Source organism: Roseateles violae (assembly GCF_030410485.1).
Taxonomy (GTDB): domain Bacteria; phylum Pseudomonadota; class Gammaproteobacteria; order Burkholderiales; family Burkholderiaceae_C; genus Roseateles_D; species Roseateles_D violae.
Genome location: NZ_JAUHHC010000003.1, coordinates 134,475 through 154,838 on the forward strand (window position 1 = coordinate 134,475; position 20,364 = coordinate 154,838).

Sequence of the window (20,364 nt, forward strand, 5' to 3'; positions counted from 1 at the left end):
TGGGCCCATGAGCGAAGACATCCTGAAGCCGCTCACCCTGGCGGGCCGGCATGCGCGGCTCGAGCCGCTGTCGGCGGCCCATGCCGAGGGCCTGCGGGCCGCCACCCGTGACGGCGAGCTGTGGCGGCTCTGGTACACGGCCGTGCCCTCGCCCGACGGCATGGCGGCCGAGATCGAGCGCCGGCTGAGCCTGCATGGAGCCGGAACCATGCTGCCTTTCACCGTCTTCGATGCCACCGGCCGCATCGTGGGCATGAGCACCTTCATGAACATCGACCGCGTACACCGCCGCGTCGAGATCGGCTCGACCTGGTATGCGGCCTCGGCCCAACGCGGCCCGCTGAACACCGAGTGCAAGCGCATGCTGCTCACCCACGCCTTCGAGACGCTGGGCTGCATCGCGGTCGAGTTCCGCACGCACCGGCTCAACCAGGCGAGCCGGCGCGCGATCGAGCGGCTGGGCGCCCAGCTCGACGGCATCCTGCGCAATCACCAGCGCAGCGCCGACGGCTCGCTGCGCGACACCGCCGTCTACAGCATCACGGCCGATGAATGGCCGACCATCAAGACCCATCTGCAATGGCTTCTGGACAAACCACGAACATGAGCGAGAAGAAAAAGAACTTCGATGTCGACGCCCTGTGGCAGCTGGAGCGCATCGGCGCGCCCAGCCTCTCGCCGGACGGCGCGCAGGCGGTGGCCAGCGTGGCCGCCTATTCGATGGACAAGAACAAGAGCGCGTCCAGCCTCTATCTGCTGTCGACGCTGGGCGGCGCGCCGCGCCGGCTGACCAGCGCCGGTGACAAGGACGGCCAGCCGCAATGGAGTCCCGAGGGCGACCGGATCGCCTTCATCGCCCGGCGCGAGCAGGAGGGCGAGAAGGACGAGGAGGCGCAGCTCTATGTGATCGCGCCGGACGGCGGCGAGGCACGCCGCGTCGCCCATATCGCCACCGGCGTCGAGGCCTTCAAGTGGCTGCCCGACGGCAAGCGCATCGTCTGCGTCTCCTGGGTCTGGCCCAAGCTGAGGCTGGCCGCCCAGGCCAAGGCGTTGAAGGAGTTCAAGGCGCGCAAGGAAACGGCCTATGTGACGGAGGAGTCGCTGTACCGCTTCTGGGACCATCACATCCCGATGGGCCGCGTGCCGCATCTGCTGCTGGTCGACCTGGCCAGCGGCAAGACCCGCGATCTGTTCGAGGACTCGATCTACGAGCTGAGCCGTTCCGAGCCCGACGCGAACTGCTTCGACATCTCGCCGGACGGCAAGCGCATCGTCTTTGCGTTCGACCCGGCCGCCGAGAAGAAGCTGGACAACCGCTACACGCTGGCGGAGATCGAGATCAAGAGCGGCGAGACCCGCATCCTGCTGCAGGACAAGGACTGGGACTTCCAGGCACCGCGCTACAGCCATGGCGGCCGGCACCTGGCCTTCCTGGCCAGCCATCAAGGCCTCAAGCACACGATGCCGGCGCAGCTGGCGGTGCTGGATCAGCGCGGCCAATGGGCGGTGATGTCGGCCGACTGGGATTACGAGGTCGCCGCGCCGCTGGCCTGGGCCGAGGATGACAGCGCGATGCTGTTCACCGCCGAGGAGCGAGGCCGTCGCCACCTGTGGCGTTTCGAGCTGGCCGAGCGCCGTGCCGAGATCCTCTTCGAGGGCGGCAACGCGACCAGCTTCGCCAGCGCCGCCGGCGTCACCGTCGTCACGCACGACAGCGTCCAGCATCCGCCGCGGCTGTCGCGCCTCGGCGAGGACGGCCCCGAGCGCATCGAGCAGTTCAACGACGCGCTGCTGGCCGCACACCGCTTCTCGCGCCATGAGGAGGTCTTCATCGAGGGCGCCCAGGGCGATGCGGTGCAGATGTGGCTGATCTATCCGCCGGACTTCAATCCGAAGAAGAAGTACCCGGTCATGCACCTGATCCACGGCGGCCCGCACACCGCCTTCGGCGACAGCTGGCACTGGCGCTGGAACCACCAGGTCTTCGCCGCCCAGGGCTATGTGCTGGCCTGCGTCAACTACCACGGCAGCTCCAGCTTCGGCCACGCCTTCCTGGACTCGATCACCCACCGCTGGGGCCAGCTGGAGCTGCAGGACATCGAGGCCGGCACCGACTGGATCCTGAAGAAGCCCTGGGCCGACAAGAACCGCGTCTTTGCCACCGGCGGCAGCTATGGCGGCTATATGGTCGCCTGGATGAACGGCCATCTCGCGCCGGGCCGCTATCAGGCCTATGTCTGCCACGCCGGCTGCTACGACTGGCAGGCCATGTTTGCCGACGATGCCTATGGCTGGCATGTCAAGGAACTCGGCGCCTGGTACTGGGACGATCCGGCCAAGGTGGCCGCGCAGAGCCCGCATGCCTTCGCGCAGAATATGCAGACGCCGACCCTGGTGATCCATGGCGCGATGGACTACCGCGTGCCCGATGCCCAGGGCCTGGCCTACTACAACACCTTGAAGGCGCGTGGCGTCGATGCGCGGCTGCTGTGGTTCCCGGACGAGAACCACTGGATCCTCAAGCCGCGCAACAGCAAGCTCTGGTATGGCGAGTTCTTCGACTGGCTGAAGAAGCACGACAAGGGCGGCAAGCGCTGAGCACGGTCCCGTCCATGGATGCCACGCGCCGGCAGCAGCCGCTCGAATGCCGCGGCAGGACTGCCGGCTGATCTCCGCGGCGCGGCCGGCGACCGAGTCCGCCCGGTCGTCCGCCAAGTAAGCACGCAGACGGCCGCCGGCAGCGCCCCGGCGGGGCCGGCGCGCGGCCATATCCGCTTACAGTGCCGGCTTTTTCGGCCAGCCCCTCCAGCGCATGCGCACCGTCAGAACCGTTTTCGCCCCCCTGCTCGCCGCCGGCATCTTGCTCGCCGCCGCCAGCGCAGCGTCCGCCCAGTCCGTGCCCGCAGCCGCCAAGGCCTGCAATGCCGGCGCCGATCCGGCGGTCCCGGGATCGACCGTCGCTCAGATCGACGGGGTGACCACCGTTTCGCCGCGCGAGGCCAAGTGCCTGCTGGACAAGCTGGGCAGCCAGCTGGTGGTGATCCAGGCCGTGAGCGACGAACAGCAGCAGCTGCCCAATGCCCAGCTCGTGCCCGACGCGGCCCGCATGTCCTATGACACGGAGCGCCAGAAGCTCGTCGCCGCGCAATACGCACTGCTGACCGGCGGCGACCGGCAGCGCCCGCTGCTGGTCTACTGCCACAGCGCGTCTTGCGGCTACTCGGCGCATGCCGCCCGGCATGCGGTGGCAGCCGGCTACCAGAACATCTTCTGGCTGCGCGAGGGCAACGAGGGCTGGCGCAAGGCCGGCTACGCCTTCGGCTTCGGTCCCGTCGACGCCAAGGGCTTCCCCGTGCGTTATGCCGAGGAGGTAAGCCGCTGCGACTCCATGTACCTGGAAGCCGATGCCACCGAGATGGTCGCCCGGCGCCTGGCCGAGCACAGCGGCGATGTGGAAAGCTGGGTCCGGCGCAGCGCGGCGGAGAGCGCCGAATCCTCCGTCCGCTGCCTGGAACGGCTGAAGGCCAGGTACGCGCTGAGCCAGCCGGTCCAGGCCGACGCCGCCAGGCGCCAGGCGCGGGCGGATGCGGAGGTGCTGGCCGCGCTGCAGAAATCGCGCGCGGCGATCGAGGCAGACCCCGCGCGCTTTTACCTGCCGCAGCTGAACGCGGTGGACCTGGGCCGGCTGGCAGCCGGCGTGCCGGCCGCGCGCAATGTCAGGACCTTCAGGCAGATTTGCGGCCCCTTCAATCTGCCGCTGCCTCCGGTCGGCGACCGCGACGGCCTCGAGGACGTAAAGGCCCGCTACAACGCCTATGTGAGCTGCTTCAACAAGAACCGCACGATTAGCTCCGAAGGCTTCTCCGAGATGGACTACTTGCTCTCGGTAAGCCGCAACACGCGCGGCATCGAGCGCTATACCTGCTCGCGCTGGCAGGGGGCCCGATGCGTGCCCGATGCCAGCTACCGCCCGATCGGCAACCTCACCACGGCCGCCAACTACGACTTCGTGCTGGCGGCCACGCACAAGAGCGACAGCTTCCGCCGCGAGCGCGAGGAGGTGGAAGCCGAGATGGGCTACTACAAGCAGCGTCTGTCGGCGCGCTTCGACGAGCACAACCGCTATGTCGCGGAACGCGACGCCGAAGCGGAAAGCGCATCGCGCGGCTATGGCGGCTCCGGCTACGGCGCCCCGTCCTACCAGCCGCCGCCGACGCCCATCCGTCGTTCCAGCGACACCTCGGCGCGCGGCATGCGCTGAATCCGCCGCCGGCCCGGCCCGGGCCGGTCGATCAGCCCAGGTCCTCGGCGCCGGTCGCGTCGATGTCCACGCACAGCACCTGCATCTTGGCCTGGCACCAGAAGGCCAGCGAGACGGTCACGCACATGCGCGCGCCGTGCAGGCTCAGATAGGGCCGCGTCATCTGCACCTGGCCCAGCTCGGCCACGGCGCGGCGGAAATAGGCGCGGCGCGACCAGCGCGCGTCGCCGGCCTGGTCGATCGGCGCGAAGCGCCGATCCTGCATGTCCAGGCGCTGCTGCGCCGGCATCACCGCCGGTCCCAGCGCCCGGCCCTGCTCGTCGAGCAGATAGCACAGCTGCACCTCGGGCAGCGCCAGCAGCGCCGCGCAGGCCGCGCGCAAGCCCTGACCCTGGCGCAGGCCCGGCAAGGCCTTCTTCAGCGCGGTCTGGTAGGGCGCCAGCCGGCGCGCCTGCTGATTGCGGCCCTCGGCATGGCGTTGGTCCAGCAGGCTCCAGGCGCGCTCGATCTCGTCGGAATGGCCGTGCTGCTGCAGCAGTTCCGGCTGCGGCCGGCCGAAGGCAAAGCCCTGCACCAGGTCGATGTCGGCATCCAGCGCCAGCAGCGCCTCGTCCTGCGTCTCGACCCCCTCCAGCAGCACCAGCGCGCCGCATTCATGCAGCAGCGAGACCATCTGCGTCATCACGCGGGCGATCTGCGCCGAGCCCATCGCGCGGCGCAGCAGGCTGCGGTCGAGCTTGACGATCTCGGGCCGCACGCGCCAGACGCGGTCGAAGTTCGAGTGGCCGGCGCCGAAGTCGTCCAGCGCGATCAGGCTGCCGTTCTCGCGCGAGTGCGCGACCGCCGCCTCGAACTCGTCGTCGCGCGCCAGTTCGGCCTCGGTGACCTCCAGCACGATGCGATGCGCCGGGAGGCCCAGGCGCTGGATCACCGCCAGCGCCTGGCCCATCGCGGCCGGCTGCAGGGTGCCGTGGACGAAAACGCCCGGATGGATGTTCAGGAACAGCCAGCCCTCGGTCGGCCCCTGGCGCACATAGTTGTGCATATGCAGCAGCCGGCACAGCCGGTCGGCCTCGATCTGCTGCTCGAAATCGCCCAGCCGCTCGAAAAAGGCCAGCGGTGCGATCTCGGCGCCGGCCGCGTCGCGCACGCGCAGCAAGGCCTCATAGCCGACCGGCCGCCGATGCGGAAAGCTGTAGATCGGCTGGAAATGGCTGCTCAGCGTCAGCTCGCCATGCCGGGCGCTCCAGCCGCCCTGCTCCTGCGTCAGCGCATCGAGCAGCCGCTGCCACGCCGCTTCTTCCTTGTCCATGCTGCCTGCTTGATTCTCCATTGGGGTCGATGCTAGGCCTCGCGCGCGCGTCAGCCAAGCAGGGCAAGCCCGGGGCATGCCGCTTGCCACCTTGCCGCAGCCCGCGATTTGTTGCATCTGCACCGGGCCGCCCCCAGGGCGGGCGGTGTGGATAATCGGAGCACCACCCCGCCCTTCGCCGCCCGGCCTCCTCCGCCATGCTGATCAAGTTCTTCTACACGCTGCGCGCGGCCAAGCTGCCGGTTTCGGTGAAGGAGTACCTGACCCTGCTCGAAGGGCTGCAGGCCGGCGTGATCGGCGGCGACTCGGTGCCGACGATCGACGACTTCTATTTCCTGGCCCGCACCAGCCTGGTCAAGGACGAGGCCAACTACGACAAGTTCGACCGCGCCTTCTCGGCCTATTTCAAGGGCGTCGAGCTCTTGACCGACTTCACGAAGGAGGTGCCGCTGGACTGGCTGCGCAAGCACCTGGAGCTGGAGCTGACGCCGGAGCAGAAGGCCGCCATCGAGAAGATGGGCTGGGCCGAGCTGATGGAGACGCTCAAGAAGCGCTTTGAGGAGCAGAAGGAGCGCCACGAGGGCGGCAACAAGTGGATAGGCACCGGCGGCACCAGCCCCTTCGGCAATAGCGGCTACAACCCGCAGGGCATACGCATCGGCGGCAAGGGCGGCCAGAAATCGGCCGTCAAGGTCTGGGAGCAGCGCGCCTACCGCGACTACGACGACCAGCTCGAACTGGGAACGCGGAATATCAAGGTCGCGCTGCGCCGGCTGCGCCGCTTCGCGCGCGAGGGCTCGGACCTGGAACTGGACCTCGACGACACCATCCACAAGACCGCGGCCAATGCCGGCATGCTGGACATCCGCATGATCCCGGAGCGGCACAACAAGGTGAAGGTGCTGCTGCTGATGGACGTCGGCGGCACCATGGACGAGCACATCCACCGCGTCGAGGAGCTGTTCTCGGCCGCCAAGAGCGAGTTCAAGCATCTGGAGTTCTACTACTTCCACAACTGCGTCTACGACTTCGTCTGGAAGAACAACCGCCGCCGCTTCGCCGAGAAGTTCCCGACCTGGGACCTGATCCGCAAGTACAACAAGGACTACAAGCTGATCTTCGTCGGCGACGCGACGATGAGCCCCTACGAGATCCTGCAGGCCGGCGGCAGCGTCGAGTACAACAACGAGGAGCCCGGCGCCGAATGGCTGCAGCGGCTGACCCGCGCCTTCCCGAAATACGCCTGGATCAATCCCGAGCCGCAGGGCGTGTGGCAGTACCGCCAGAGCATCGCGGTGATCCAGCAGCTGATGCACCAGCGCATGTTCCCGCTCTCGCTGGCCGGGCTGGAAGGTGCGATGCGTCTGCTGAGCAAATGAGTGTTGGACGGCGCCTTGCAACGCTGATTGGGGTGCTGCTGCTGGCCGGCTGCTCGAGCCTGTCGGGCCTGCTGCCGGGCGGCGAGGAGAAAAAACCCGAACAAGCGGCCGCGGCGCCGGCCGAGCAGCGCAAGGTCGTCGCCTACGAGCTGGAGGTGCAGGCGCCGCGCGAGCTGCGCAAGCTGCTGGGCACGCATCTGGAGCTGGCGCGCTTCCAGCTGACCGATGAGTCGCAGCGCCTGAGCAGCGTCGAGCTCGACCGCCTGGCGGTGACGACGCCGGCCGAGGCGCGCGCGCTGCTGGAGACCGAGGGCTATTTCAATGCCGAGGTCCTGCTCGAACGCGAGCGCGGCGAGCCCGAGAAGGTCATCATCAAGGTCGAGCCCGGCCCGCGCGCCAAGGTCGGCGGCGTGCAGATCCAGTTCAGCGGCGCGCTGGAGCCGGTCGAGGGCCAGCCGGCGCCACCGCTGCAGGCGGCGCTGCGCAAGGCCTGGCGGCTGCCGGTCGGCGAGCCGTTCACGCAGGACCACTGGGCCTCCGCCAAGAGCGCGGCGCTGAGCCAGGCGCGGCTGGGCGGCTATCCGCTGGCGCGCTGGGTCAGCAGCGTCGCGCGCATCGATGCCGAGGCGAACGAGGCGCAGCTGAGCCTGCTGATGGACAGCGGCCCGCTGTTCCATCTCGGCGATCTGCGCATCGAGGGCCTGCAATACCTGTCCGAGGACACGGTGCGGCGCCTGGCCGGCTTCGAGCCCGGCGAGAGCTACAACGAGCGCACGCTGACCGAATTCCAGGAGCGCCTGCAGAAGACCCTGCTGTTCGACAGCGTTAGTGTCGAATTGCAGGCCGAGCCCGGCAGCGATGCGGCGGCAACGGTGCTGGTGCGCGTGCGCGAGGCCTCGCGCCAGCAGGCGACGACCGGCATCGGCTATCACACCAACACCGGCCAGCGGGTCACGCTGGAATACCTGAACCGCGCCCCCTTCGACCTGCCGCTGCGCAGCCGCGCCAAGCTGGACCTGAGCCGCGATCTGCGCACCGCCGAGATCGAGCTGACCTCGCGGCCGCTGGCCAGCATGCAGCGCAATCTGGCCTCGGCGCAGCTGGAGGAAGACCGCTCGGGCGACCGCATCCTGACGACCATCAGCGCCCGCCTGGGCCGCCTGCGCGAGAAGGGCCGCGACGAGCGCCTGATCTACGGCGAGCTGCTGCGCTCGCGCGAGGAGGCCGGCGGCACGGTCACCCTGAGCCGCGCGCTGTCGCTGAACACGCAGTGGATACGCCGGCGCCTGGACAATGTGCTGCTGCCCACCGACGGCAACCAGACCCTCTTGCTGATCGGCGGCGGCCGCGCCGACAACAATATGGCCGACAGCGGCGCCTTCGCCCGCAGCGAGATCAAGGCGGCCTGGTACAAGCCGCTGGGCGATCACTGGTATTCCTATGCGCGGCTGGACTATGGCCAGGTCTTCGCCAGGGACTCGATCGGCATCCCGGAGAAGCTGCTGTTCCGCGCCGGCGGCGACGGTTCGGTGCGCGGCTATGCCTACGAAAGCCTGGGGCCCACGCGCGACGGCAGCGACGTCGGCGGCCGGGTGATGGCCAGCGGCACCCTGGAGCTGGCGCGGCCGCTGGCCGCCAGCCTGCCGAACTACTGGGGCGCCGTCTTCGTCGACGCTGGCCAGGCAGCCCCGCGCTGGGCCGACTACAAGCCGGTGTTCGGCTACGGCGTCGGCCTGCGCTGGCGCAGCCCGGTCGGGCCGCTGAGCGTCGACGTGGCCTATGGCGAGGCGGTCAAGCAGTGGCGGCTGCACTTCAGCGTCGGCATCGCGCTATGACGGACGCGGCCCCCACGCCTGACACCGCTGCGGGCCCCGCCGCGGTGGCCCCGCCGCGCCGACGTAAGCGCCTGATGATGGCGCTGGCGGTCGGCCTGCTGGTGCCGCTGATGATGGCCGCCGCCGTCCTCGGCAGCCTGTGGGCGCTCAGGAGCCCCGCTGGCAGTGCCTGGCTGCTGACGCAGCTGCCGGGCCTGCAGATCGAGGCGCCCGAGGGCAGCCTGCTGGGCGAGTTCTCGGCGCGCCGCCTGGTCTACGCGCTGCCCGGCGAGGGCCGCCTGACGATCAGCGGCCTGCGCTGGCAGGGCCTGGGCATCGCCTGGTCGAACTCGCCGCGGCTCTGGGGCCAGCTGCAGATCGCGCGCCTGCAGGCCGATCGTGTCGACTTGCTGCTGCCGCCGTCGCAAGAAAAGAGCCCGCCGCCCACCGATCTGCTGCTGCCGCTGGGCATCCGCGTCTCGGTGCTGGAGGTCGGCGAGTTCAGCATGGCGGCGCTGGGCGAGCGGCCGCTGCGCGGCCTGAAAGGCAGTCTGGACCTGAGCGCCGAGGAGGGCAGCGTGCACCGCGTGCGGCTGGACGCGCTGCAATGGGAACGGCTGCGCCTGGCCGGCACGGCCAGCGCGCAAACCGGCGGCGCGATGGCAATCGCCGCGACGCTGAATGTGCAGCCGCTGGCGGCCGAAGAGAAGACCGAGGCCCGACAACTGCCCGACTGGCGCGGCAGCCTCGGCCTGGCCGGTCCGCTGCGCAAGCTGCAGGCGCGCGCCGAGCTGCAGGCGGCCGGCCAGCGCCTGCAGGCCGAGGCCACGCTGCAGCCCTTCGAAGCCTGGCCGCTAGCCGCGCTGCAGGCCCATGCCGAGCAGCTGGACCTGTCGGCGCTGCTGGCCGACATGCCGCGCACGGCGCTCAGCGGCGAGGCGCGACTCGAGTCCAAGGGCTGGGCGGAGCCGGCACGATTGCGCCTGCAGTTCAGCAACGCCGCCGCCGGCCGCTGGGACCAGCAGCGCCTGCCGCTGCAGCACATCCGCTTGCAGATCGAGGGCCGGCCCGACCAGCCCGAGAGCCTGCGCCTGAGCGAGCTGGAGGCGCTGCTGGGCGCGCCCGGCGCGCCGGGCGGGCGCATCGGCGGCCAGGGCCGCTTGCAGGCCGGCAAGGACGCCGGCAAGGGGAGCGACAGCGGCTGGAGCCTGACGACCCAGCTCAGCGGCCTGCGCCCGGCCGCGCTGGACGCGCGGCTGGCGCCGCTGCGCCTGGATGGCCGGCTGCAGCTGTCCGGTGCCGCCGATGTGGGCAGCGCGCCGCTGCAGATCGCCGCCGATCTGGCCGGCGACTGGCCCGGCGGCACGACCGGCCCGGTGCAGATCGCGCTGCAGGCCAGCCTGCAGGGCCGAGCGCTGGAGATCCGCCAGGCGCGGCTGGAATCGGGCCGCTCGCGGCTGCAGCTGGCCGGCACGGCTAGCCAGCCCGAGGGCGGCGGCTGGCGCGCCGAGGCCAGGCTAGCGCTGCAGGATTTCGACCCGCGCCTGCTCTGGGCCGGTGCACCGGGCTCGGCCTGGCAGCGCAGCGCCAGCGGCCTGAATGCCGAGGGCCTGCTGAAGCTGCAGCAGGACGCGCGCGCGCAGGGCTGGCCGCTGGGCCAGGTGCAGCTGCGGCTCGCACCCAGCAAGCTGGCCGGGGTGGCGCTCGGCGGCAAGCTCGACTACGCCCACGACGGCGGCCGCGACGCGCTGCTGCAGGCGCAGCTGGAGCTGGCCGAGAACCGGCTGCTGCTGCTGAGCCGCCTGCCCGGCACGCTCGCCGCGCCGACGCTGGACACGCAGATCGAGCTGGCCGCGCCCAAGCTGGCCGGCCTGACGCCGCTGCTGGCGCTGCTGCAGCCGAATGCCCAGCTCAGCGGCGCCGCCGAGGGCAAGCTGGGCCTGCTGCTGCGACGCGCCGAGGCACAGCGCCGCCAGGGCCCGGCGCCCTGGCAGCTCAGCGGCGACGGCCAGCTGAGCCTGAGCAATCTGCGCATCGACGGCCCCTTGCGCGCCGGCATCGCCCAGGGCCGTTTGCGCTGGGCGGCCGGCGGCCGGCTGGATAGCCCGCTGCTGCTGAACGCCGAGCTGGACCGCGCGACCTTGGCTGGCCAGCTGATCAACAAGCTGAGCCTCGATCTGCAGGGCAGCTGGGCCGAACACCGGCTCGCCCTGAGCCTGCAGGGCCTGATGAACCCGCCCACGGCTGGCCAGCGCAGCGGCGCCGCGGCGCCCAGCGTGTCCGGCGAGGGCCGGCTGACTCTGAGCGGCGCCCTGTCCGGTGCGCCGCTGCAGGCCTGGCAGGACGGCAACCCGCTGAGCTGGAAGGCGCAGATCGCCCAGCTGCTGCTGCGCCCCAGCGAGGCCGCGCGGCCGGACTGGCTGAAGGCCGCCGGACTGGAGCTGCAGCTGCAGACCGATGCCGGCCTGGCGCCGGCCAGCGCCGCGCTGGCGCCGGGCGGGCTGGAGCTGGCCGGCGCCCGGCTGCGCTGGAGCGAGCTGCGCTGGCAGGCCCCGCGAGCACGCGGCGAGCCGGCCGATGTGCGCGCCGAGATCGAGCTGCAGCCGCTGGCACTGGCGCCGCTGCTGGCGCGCTGGCAGCCCGATTTCGGCTGGGGCGGCGAGCTGGTCATCGGCGGCCGCGCCAGCCTGCGCTCGCTGCCGCAGCTGCAGCTCAATGCGGTGCTGGAGCGCGCCGGCGGCGATCTCAGCGTCACCGACGAGCGTGGCGTACAGGCGCTGGGCCTGAGCGATCTGCGCATCGGCCTGACGGTGATCGACGGCCAGTGGCAGTTCACCCAGGCGCTGGCCGGCAGCCATATGGGCTCGCTGGGCGGCGCAGTGACCGTGCATGCCGAGCGGCGCGCGCTGTGGCCGGCGCCGAACGCGCGGCTGGAGGGCGTACTGCAGGCCAATGTGGCGAATCTGGGCACCTGGGGCGGCTGGGTGCCGCCGGGCTGGCGGCTGGGCGGCGCGCTGTCGGCCGGCGTGCGCCTGGCGGGCAGCTTCGGCGCGCCGCAGGTCGTCGGCGAGGCGAGCGGCCGCGGCATCGCCTTGCGCAATCCGCTCCTGGGCGTCGACGTCAGCGACGGCGCCTTTGCGCTGAGCTTCGACGGCCCGACCGCCACCCTGGCCTCGCTGAGCGCGCGCGCCGGCGCCGGCACGATCAATGCCTCCGGCGAGGCACGGCTGGGCGCGCAGCCGAGCGCGCGGCTGGAGTTGAAGGCCGATCACTTCGCGCTGCTGAACCGGGTCGACCGGCGCCTCTTGGCCAGCGGCCAGGCGCAGCTGCAGCTGGGCGCGCAGGAGCTGAAGCTGGACGGGCGCTTCCTGATCGACGAGGGCCTGTTCGACTTCTCGCGCAGCAATGCGCCCAGCCTGGGCGATGACGTCTATGTGATGCGGCCCGAGCAGCAGCTGCCGGCCGAGCTGGCCAAGCCGGCGGCCGGCCAGCGCGAGCGCAAGACGCGGGTCAATCTGGAGCTCGATCTGGGGCGCGAGCTGAAGCTGCGCGGCCGCGGCCTGGACAGCCGCCTGCGCGGCGAGCTGAAGCTGAGCCAGCTGGACGGCCCGCCGCGGCTGACCGGCACGGTGCGCACCGTCGGCGGCAGCTACAACGCCTACGGCCAGAAGCTGGACATCGAGCGCGGCGAGCTGACCTTCACCGGCGCCTATGACAACCCGCGGCTGGACGTCGAGGCGGTGCGGCCGAACGCCGATGTGCGCGTCGGCGTCAAGGTCACCGGCACGGCCGAGAACCCGCGCGTCAAGCTCTTCTCCGAGCCGGAGATGAACGATACCGACAAGCTGTCCTGGCTGGTGCTGGGCCGCGGCTCCGAGGGCCTGGACGGCCAGGACACGGCCCTCTTGCAGACGGCCGCGCTGGCCCTGCTCAGCGGCGAGGGCGAGGGCGCGACCGACAAGGTGATCAAGGGCCTGGGCCTGGACGAACTCTCCGTCTCGCCCGGCGGCGACGACGACACCCGCGGCACCGTCGTGCGCCTCGGCAAGCAGCTCTCGCGGCGCTGGTATGTGGGCTACGAGCGCGGGCTGAATGCGACCACCGGCAGCTGGCAGCTGATCTACCGCATCGCCCAGCGCTTCACCGTGCGCGCCCAGTCGGGCGAGGAAAACGGCATCGACCTTATCTGGCAATGGAAATGGGACTGAGGCAGGACCGAGGACAAGCCCTGCGGCTTGTCCGACGCCTGCCGAAGGCCCGGGCGCTTGCAAGCGACCGGGCTGAGGCAGGACCCAGCACAAGCGGTGCGGCTTGTCCGCCCCCCGCCGAAGGCCCACCGCGACCGCTCCGCCGCCCATGCGACAATGCGCGCCGCTCCGGCTCCTCGCCGCAGCCTGGCTCTCCGTAGTTCAATGGATAGAACGGCCGCCTCCTAAGCGGCAGATACAGGTTCGATTCCTGTCGGAGGGACCAGCGGCCCGCGCAGCCCGTCTCGCCATCGAGCATGACTTCCGGCATCCCGGCCGCTTCGGTAAAGCTTGGGTAAAGCCGCCGATTCCGTCTCATTGTTCACTTGAAACCCTCGATTTGACAGGCCATTTGGGCCCGTATGGCTGGGCGCCGGAACGGGGCCGGGCATATACTGAAGCCCGCTGCGCCGCGCCTTTGCTAGGCTGACGTCAGACGCTTTTTGCAGTCGTTCTCACCGATAGGAAACACTCGCATCATGGGTGCCAAACTGAAAGTTGCAGGCTGGGTCGCCCTGGGCGCCATGGCCGGCGCGCTGACCACGATGCAGTTGCAGGCCAATGCGCGCAGCAGTCTCTCGCCGCTGCCGCTGGAGGAACTGCAGCAGCTCGCCGCCGTCTTCGGCATGGTCAAGTCGGACTATGTCGAGCCGGTGGACGAGAAGAAGCTGATCAACGACGCGATCTCCGGCATGGTGGCGGGGCTCGACCCGCATTCACAGTTCTTCGACAAGAAGAGCTTCAAGGAATTCCGCGAAGGCACGACCGGCAAGTTCGTCGGCGTCGGCATCGAGATCGGCATGGAAGACGGCCTGGTCAAGATCGTCTCGCCGATCGAGGGTTCGCCCGCCTTCCGCGCCGGCCTGAAGAGCGGCGACCTGATCTCCAAGATCGACGATACCTTCGTCAAGGGCCTCAGCCTGGACCAGGCCGTCAAGCGCATGCGCGGCGAGCCCAATACCAAGGTCTCGCTGACCATCTTCCGCAAGAGCGAGAGCCGCAGCTTCCCCGTGACCATCGTGCGCGAGGAGATCAAGGTGCAGAGCGTGCGGGCCAAGATGGTCGAGCCCGGCTATGCCTGGATCCGCGTCAGCCAGTTCCAGGACCGCACCGTCGACGACTTCGCCAAGAAGCTCGAGGAGCTCTACAAGCAGGACCCGAACATCAAGGGCCTGGTGCTCGATCTGCGCAATGACCCGGGCGGCCTGCTCGAGGGCGCCGTCGCGATCTCGAGCGCCTTCCTGCCGCGCGACGTCGAGGTGGTGTCGACCAACGGCCAGATCGCCGATTCCAAGGCCAGCTTCAAGGCCAACCCCGACTACTACCTGCGCCGCGGCGGCAACGACCCGCTGCGCCGCCTGCCTGCCGCGCTGAAGACGGTGCCGCTGGTGGTGCTGGTCAACGAGGGCTCGGCCTCGGCCAGCGAGATCGTCGCCGGCGCGCTGCAGGACCACCACCGCGCCGTCGTGATGGGCGCGCAGACCTTCGGCAAGGGCTCGGTGCAGACGGTGCGCCAGCTGAGCCCGGAGACGGCGCTGAAGATCACCACCGCGCGCTACTACACGCCCAGCGGCCGCTCGATCCAGGCCAAGGGCATCGTGCCGGACATCGCGCTGGATGAAACGGCCGAGGGCAATGTCTTCGCCGCCCTGCGCATGCGCGAGGCCGATCTGGAAAAGCACCTGGGCAATGGCCCGGAAGAGAAGGACGAGGCGCGCGAGAAGGCCCGCGAGGAAGCGCGCGCCAAGCTGGAAGCCGAGTTCGCGAAGAAGAACGAGCCGCCCAAGCCCCTGCCCGAGTTCGGCAGCGGCGAGGACTTCCCGCTGCTGCAGGCGATGAACCAGCTGAAGGGCAAGCCGGTCGCGGTGTCCAAGACCGCCACCGAGCGCAAGGCCGAGGCCAAGCCCAGCGAGTGATCGGGGAGGCTGTTGCCTGCTCAAAACGGCTCGCCCTGGCGGGCCGTTTTTACGTCCGCTCGGCGCTATGCTTGGCCGAATGGATGACGAGCAATTGCTGCGCTATTCGCGCCATATCCTGCTGGACGAGATCGGCGTCGAGGGCCAGCAGCGCCTGCTCGACGGCAGCGCCCTGGTGATCGGCGCCGGCGGGCTCGGCTCGCCGGTGGCACTGTACCTGGGCACGGCCGGCGTCGGCCGGCTGACCCTGGTCGACGACGACGCGGTCGACCTGACCAATCTGCAGCGCCAGATCGCCCATGCGCAGGCGCGCATCGGCCTGCCCAAGGTCGAGTCGGCCGCGGCGGCGATCGCCGCGCTGAATCCGCAGCTGACGGTGACGGCGCTGCGCCGGCGCGCCGACGCTGCCCTGCTCGACGAGCTGATCGCGGGCGCCGATGTCGTGCTCGACTGCAGCGACAACTTCACCACCCGCCAGGCGGTCAACCGTGCCTGCGTCCATCACGCCAAGCCGCTGATCTCGGGCGCGGCGATCGGCTTCGACGGGCAGATCAGCGTCTACGACAGCCGCCGTGCCGAGGCGCCCTGCTACGCCTGCCTGTTCCCGCCCGAGGCGCGCTACGAGGAGGCGCGCTGCGCGACCATGGGCGTGTTCGCGCCCCTGGTCGGCATCATCGGCAGCCTGCAGGCGGCCGAGGCGCTGAAGCTGCTGGCCGGCATCAGCGACGTCAGCGGCGAGAGCCTGGCAGGCCGTTTGCTGATGCTCGATGCGCGGCGGATGGAATGGACCGAGATCGCCGTGCAGCGCGACATGCAATGCAGCGTCTGCGCCGAACGCCGAGCGGGCAGCTGAAGAACAAGAGAGCCGCTCTTCCCAATCACCCTTTTCAATCGAGCCGCCCCGCGGCAGACGGACGCACCATGGACAGTTCCCAAAAGCCCGCGCTGGGCGCGCGCAATTTCCCCACGGCCGAGCAGGAGGCGCGCACGCTGCAGCCGCATCCGAACTACGACGCGCCCGGCAGCGCCTACCGCCTCGCCTTCGACGACAGCGAGTTCCTGCTGCGCCAGGAGCTGCGGCCGGTGCGCATGCAGCTGGAACTGCTGAAGCCGGAGATGATCCAGCAGGAGCAGGGCATCAAGTCGACCATCGTGATGTTCGGCAGCGCCCGCATCCCTTCGCGCGAGGGCGCGCAGAACCTGCTCGACGGCGCCCGCCTCGGCGGCGAGCCGGAGGCGATCCGGCGCGCCGAGATGCAGCTGAGGATGAGCCATTACTACGAGGAGGCGCGGCGCTTCGCCGGCATCGTTACCACGGTCTCGAGCGAGCGCGGCAAGCCGATCTACGTCGTCACCGGCGGCGGCCCCGGCATCATGGAGGCCGGCAACCGCGGCGCCTACGAGGCCGGCGGCAAGAGCGTGGGCCTGAACATCGTGCTGCCGCACGAGCAGAACCCGAACCCCTACATCACGCCGGAGCTGTGCTTCCGCTTCCACTACTTCGCGCTGCGCAAGATGCACTTCCTGATGCGCTCGATCGCGCTGGTCTGCTTCCCGGGCGGCTTCGGCACCCTGGACGAATTGTTCGAGACAATGACGCTGATCCAGACCGGCAAGTCGCGCCGCCGGCCCATCCTGCTGTTCGGCCGCGACTTCTGGACCCGGCTGATCAATTTCGATCTGCTGATCGAGACCGGCATGATCAGCCCCGGCGACGAGAAACTGTTTCATTTCGTCGAGAGCGCCGAGGAGGCCTGGGGCTTGCTGGAAACGACCTACGAGATCTGAACCAAGCTGAACCAGAGCGAGCGAAACAATCATGAGCACCCAACGTTCCGTTTCCCTGATCGGCGCGCCGACCGATATCGGCGCCGGCGCGCGCGGGGCCAGCATGGGCCCGGAGGCGCTGCGCGTCGCCAATATCGGCCCGACCCTGCAAAGCCATGGCGTCGACGTGATCGACCGCGGCAACCTCGCCGGCCCGGCCAATCCCTGGCTGCCGCCGCTAGAGGGCTACCGCCACCTGGACGAGGTCGTCGCCTGGAACCAGGTCGTGCACGAGGCCGTCTATGCCGAGCTGCAGGGTGGCCGCATGCCCATCCTGCTGGGCGGTGACCATTGCCTGGGCCTGGGCTCGATCTCGGCCGTCGCGCGCCACTGCCGCGAGGCCGGCAAGAAGCTGCGCGTGCTCTGGCTCGACGCCCATGCCGACTTCAACACCAGCGAGCTGACGCCCAGCGGCAATATCCACGGCATGCCGGTCGCCTGCCTGTGCGGCTTCGGCCCCAAGGAGTTGATCGAGATCGGCGGCAAGGTGCCGGCCATCAACCCCAAGTGGATACGCCAGATCGGCATCCGCAGCGTCGACCCCGGCGAGAAGCGCTTCGTGCACGAGCAGGAGCTCGAGGTCTTCGACATGCGCTATATCGACGAGATGGGCATGCGCCACACGATGGAGTTGGCGCTGGCCACGCTGGACGCGAACACGCATCTGCATGTCAGCTTCGACGTCGACTTCCTCGACCCGGCGATCGCGCCCGGCGTGGGCACGACCATCCCCGGCGGCCCGACCTACCGCGAGGCGCAGCTGTGCATGGAGATGATCGCCGACACCGGCCGCCTGGCCTCGCTGGACGTGATGGAACTGAACCCGGCGCTGGATGTGCGCAATCAGACGGCGCTGCTGGCGGTGGATCTGATCGAGTCTCTGTTTGGCAAGTCAACGTTGATGAGGAAGTGAGCTTGCCCGCCTGCGGCGAGGGCAAGAGCACCTTGATGAGGAAATAGCTTGCCCTGCCTGCGGCAGACGGCAAGAACACCCTGATGCGCAAATAGCGAGGGCGCCGCGCCGCAAGCGCTAATCGCGCGTGGGGAAGATGCCCTGCAGCGCGATCACGCAGGTCAGCGGCAGGAAGGGCTGCATCCGGTTGAAGGGCTGGCCGCCGCCGGTCGAGGAGACCGCGGCCGGGGCCATGGCCAGCGCCGGGTTGCCGGGCGCCGCATACAGGGTCGTGCGCGCCTGGGCCGCCGGCGCCAGGCTCGCCGGGCTCTGCGCATTGCCCTCGCCGGCGCTGCCCGGCAGCGCGACCGCATGGCTGTGCGCCGGCAGCTGATCGGGGCCGAGCGTCATCGTCTCGCTGCCACCGGCCTGACCGACCGTGTAAAGGCTCAGACCCGGCCCCTGGCCGGCGCCGATCGCTACGCGGCCGCGGAGATTGGGCAGGGCGAAATTGACCCGCCCGTCGCCACCGTAATTGGTGCCCAGAAGGCTGAACAGCGCCTGGTTCTGGTTGATGGGCAGGATCTGCCCATTGGTCAGCGCCCAGCCCCTGGGCGCGAAGTTCCAGAGGCCGCAGCGGATCTCGCCCAGATAGGGCGTGTCGGCCCGCGCCGCGCCGGCGCAGAGCAGAGTGGCGGCGAGCAGCAGGCCGGCGCGCCGGGACAGCGATGAGGAAATGCTCATGAGGATGACTCCATCGGCGGCGACCGCTCAGTTCTGCGAGGGATAGATGCCCTCGACCGCCACCACGCACTTGACGGCCAGATAGGGCTGCAGCGTGCTCGTCGGCTGGTTGCCGCCGCTGCTGGCGCTCTGCACACTCTGCATCGGCAGGCTGCCCGGGCCCGGCGCATACAGATTGGTGCGCGCCTTGCTGGCCGCAACCTTGCCGGCCGGCGACAGGCTGCTCGCATCGCCGGGGCTGGCCGGCGGCGCGAAGCCGTGCGTGTGCGCCGGCAGCTGGCTGCTGCCGAGGGTGACCGTCTCGCTGCCGCCGCTCTCGCCGAGCTGACGCGTGACGCCGCCGGGCCCGGTGCCGGTGCCGACGACGACGCGGCCGCGCAGATCGGGCAGCGCGAAGGTCGTCTGCCCGTCGCCGCCCCAGTTCGTGCCGATCAGATTGAACAGGGTCTCGTACTGCGAGATTGGCAGCAGTTGGCCGGCCAGCTCCAAGGTGCCGCGCGGCGCGAAGTTCCAGCCGCCGCACATCACCTGGCCGATGAAGGGCTCGGCGCCGGCGCGCGCCTCCAACGCGGGCAGCGCCAGCGGCAGCGCCAGGCACAGCCGCCAGACAATTTTCTTGCTCATGCCGCTCTCCTCAGTTGCGCGCCGGGAAGACGCCCTGGACCGCGATCGTGCAGGTGATCGCCAGATAGGGCTGCCGCGTGCCGAAGGGCTGGCCCTGGCCGGTGCTCGCGCTCGGCGTGCTGGCCATGTTCGCGCCGGCGCTCGCCGGCGCAAAGTAGCTGGTGCGCGCCTTCGCTGCGGGCACGTTGCCGGCCGGCGAGATCTGCGTCGCGTCGGCCGGGCTGCCCAGGCGCGTGATCAGATGCGTGTGCGCCGGCATCTCGGCGACGCTCAGCGTGTGCGTCTCGCTGCCGCCGAGCTGGCCCAGCGCATAGTCGGACAGGCCCGGCCCCTGGCCCGCCTGCAGCATCGCACGGCCGCGCAGATCGGGCAGCGCAAACGTCGTGCGGCCATCGCCGCCATAGGTGGTGCCGAGCAGGCTGAACAAGGCCGTGTTCTGGCTGATCGCCATGATCTGGCCGGCCGCCTGCGCCGTGCCCCTGGGCGCGAAGTTCCAGGCGCCGCAGACGAATTCGCCCAGATAGTCCATATCGCCGGCAGCGGCCGGCAGCGCCGTCAGGCCCGCCAGCGCCAGCACGCACTTCTTGTGCTTCGAGCTCATGATCGGACCTCCTTCGCCGCACGGCGCCTGGCGGCCAGCAACAGGGCCAGGCCACCCAGCCCCGTCAGCGCCAGGCGCGAGGGCTCCGGCACCGCAGCCGCGTCGATCAGCCGCACATCATCGACCGCGGCATTGAACAGAAAGCTGGGGTCGCCGGGCGTGCCGAACTCCAGCGTCACGCTGGCAATATTGCTGCTGGAGACCAGGCCCAGGAAGTAGGCGAAGCTGCCGGCCCCGTCGCCGACCGTCGTGCTGCCGGCATTGCTGACGCTGCCGCCCGCCGTGTTCAGGCGCAGATCGCCCGCCAGCACATCGGCGCCGACGATCACATAGAGGCCGAAGGCGCGCACCGGGCCGCTGAGCGTGAAGCTCAGTGTGTCGCCATTGCTGAATTGCTGGTCGCCATTGTTCAGGCCCAGGAAGCGCTCTCCCGAGCTGGTCCACAGGCCGGTCTGCACGGTCGGCCGGTCGCCCGGCGCATAGGTGCTCGAACCGAGCACGAAATGCGCGCCGGCCGGGCCGCTGCCGGCGGCATAGCTGGTGGCGACCGCGATGCTCTCGAAGTCGCTCAGATGCGTATCGCCCAGCGCGGCAACGGCGGCATCGAAGTCGGCCTGCTGCTGGTAGCTGCTCACGGCGGCGCCGGCCGGGCCGCCCGCCAGCGCCAGCGCGCTCAGCGCCGCGATGCCCGTGCGGCGCACTAGCTTGTGGTCCATCGTCCTCATCGCCCTCTCCTTGCTCAGCGGC

General features: G+C 70.0%; 15 protein-coding genes and 1 tRNA gene. 11 read left to right on the forward strand and 5 right to left on the reverse strand.

The features are described from left to right. Positions 1-7: 7 nt before the first annotated feature. The 3 genes from QWJ38_RS10965 to QWJ38_RS10975 all read left to right on the forward strand — a co-directional run bounded on the left by QWJ38_RS10965 (position 8) and on the right by QWJ38_RS10975 (position 4,261). A complete protein-coding gene (locus QWJ38_RS10965; protein ID WP_290359123.1) occupies positions 8-607 on the forward strand; it encodes a GNAT family N-acetyltransferase in 600 nt (199 codons plus the stop codon). Further along, entirely contained in the window at positions 604-2,598 is a 1,995-nt protein-coding gene (locus QWJ38_RS10970; protein WP_290359124.1) for a S9 family peptidase, read from the forward strand. Before QWJ38_RS10965 ends, QWJ38_RS10970 begins: the two co-directional genes overlap by 4 nt. A 214-nt stretch (positions 2,599-2,812) precedes the next feature. After that, a complete protein-coding gene (locus QWJ38_RS10975; RefSeq protein ID WP_290359125.1) occupies positions 2,813-4,261 on the forward strand; it encodes a rhodanese-like domain-containing protein in 1,449 nt (482 codons plus the stop codon). 31 nt (positions 4,262-4,292) lie between these two features. On the opposite strand, the gene QWJ38_RS10980 is transcribed toward QWJ38_RS10975, so the two are convergent. After that, entirely contained in the window at positions 4,293-5,594 is a 1,302-nt protein-coding gene (locus QWJ38_RS10980) for an EAL domain-containing protein (RefSeq protein ID WP_290359126.1), read from the reverse strand. 176 nt (positions 5,595-5,770) lie between these two features. On the opposite strand from QWJ38_RS10980, the gene QWJ38_RS10985 reads away from it, so the two are divergent. From QWJ38_RS10985 to rocF, 8 genes are all read left to right on the forward strand, one after another. After that, complete coding sequence (locus tag QWJ38_RS10985; RefSeq protein WP_290359127.1) at positions 5,771-6,952, forward strand: vWA domain-containing protein; 1,182 nt, start codon at positions 5,771-5,773, stop codon at positions 6,950-6,952. Further along, complete coding sequence (locus tag QWJ38_RS10990; protein ID WP_290359128.1) at positions 6,949-8,787, forward strand: autotransporter assembly complex protein TamA; 1,839 nt, start codon at positions 6,949-6,951, stop codon at positions 8,785-8,787. Before QWJ38_RS10985 ends, QWJ38_RS10990 begins: the two co-directional genes overlap by 4 nt. A gap of 74 nt (positions 8,788-8,861) precedes the next feature. Then, entirely contained in the window at positions 8,862-12,974 is a 4,113-nt protein-coding gene (locus tag QWJ38_RS10995) for a translocation/assembly module TamB domain-containing protein (RefSeq protein ID WP_290359129.1), read from the forward strand. Between the two features lie 190 nt (positions 12,975-13,164). Next, positions 13,165-13,239 (forward strand) — tRNA-Arg (locus tag QWJ38_RS11000). 253 nt (positions 13,240-13,492) lie between these two features. After that, positions 13,493-14,929, forward strand: a complete 1,437-nt coding sequence (locus QWJ38_RS11005) for a S41 family peptidase (protein WP_290359130.1) — start codon at positions 13,493-13,495, stop codon at positions 14,927-14,929. A 79-nt stretch (positions 14,930-15,008) separates the two neighbouring features. After that, positions 15,009-15,782 carry a HesA/MoeB/ThiF family protein gene (locus tag QWJ38_RS11010; protein ID WP_290359131.1) on the forward strand — a complete coding sequence of 258 codons (774 nt, stop codon included), beginning with the start codon at positions 15,009-15,011 and terminating at the stop codon, positions 15,780-15,782. Positions 15,783-15,850: 68 nt separating this feature from the next. Further along, a complete protein-coding gene (locus QWJ38_RS11015; protein WP_290359132.1) occupies positions 15,851-16,717 on the forward strand; it encodes an LOG family protein in 867 nt (288 codons plus the stop codon). 31 nt (positions 16,718-16,748) lie between these two features. Beyond that, on the forward strand, positions 16,749-17,669 hold the full coding sequence (gene rocF / locus QWJ38_RS11020; RefSeq protein ID WP_290359133.1) for an arginase: 921 nt from the start codon (positions 16,749-16,751) through the stop codon (positions 17,667-17,669). Between the two features lie 117 nt (positions 17,670-17,786). Here the strand turns inward: rocF and QWJ38_RS11025 are convergent, their stop codons facing one another. From QWJ38_RS11025 to QWJ38_RS11040, 4 genes are read right to left on the reverse strand one after another with little or no spacing between them, the layout of a single operon-like run. Next, a complete protein-coding gene (locus tag QWJ38_RS11025; protein WP_290359134.1) occupies positions 17,787-18,392 on the reverse strand; it encodes a phage tail protein in 606 nt (201 codons plus the stop codon). 27 nt (positions 18,393-18,419) lie between these two features. Further along, on the reverse strand, positions 18,420-19,016 hold the full coding sequence (locus tag QWJ38_RS11030) for a phage tail protein (RefSeq protein WP_290359135.1): 597 nt from the start codon (positions 19,014-19,016) through the stop codon (positions 18,420-18,422). Positions 19,017-19,026: 10 nt separating this feature from the next. Further along, the gene (locus tag QWJ38_RS11035) at positions 19,027-19,617 is read right to left on the reverse strand and encodes a phage tail protein (protein ID WP_290359136.1); all 591 of its coding nucleotides are present in this window, start codon (positions 19,615-19,617) and stop codon (positions 19,027-19,029) included. Further along, positions 19,614-20,342, reverse strand: a complete 729-nt coding sequence (locus QWJ38_RS11040) for a PEP-CTERM sorting domain-containing protein (RefSeq protein ID WP_290359137.1) — start codon at positions 20,340-20,342, stop codon at positions 19,614-19,616. The genes QWJ38_RS11035 and QWJ38_RS11040 overlap by 4 nt, the downstream gene beginning before the upstream one ends. Positions 20,343-20,364 lie beyond the last annotated feature (22 nt).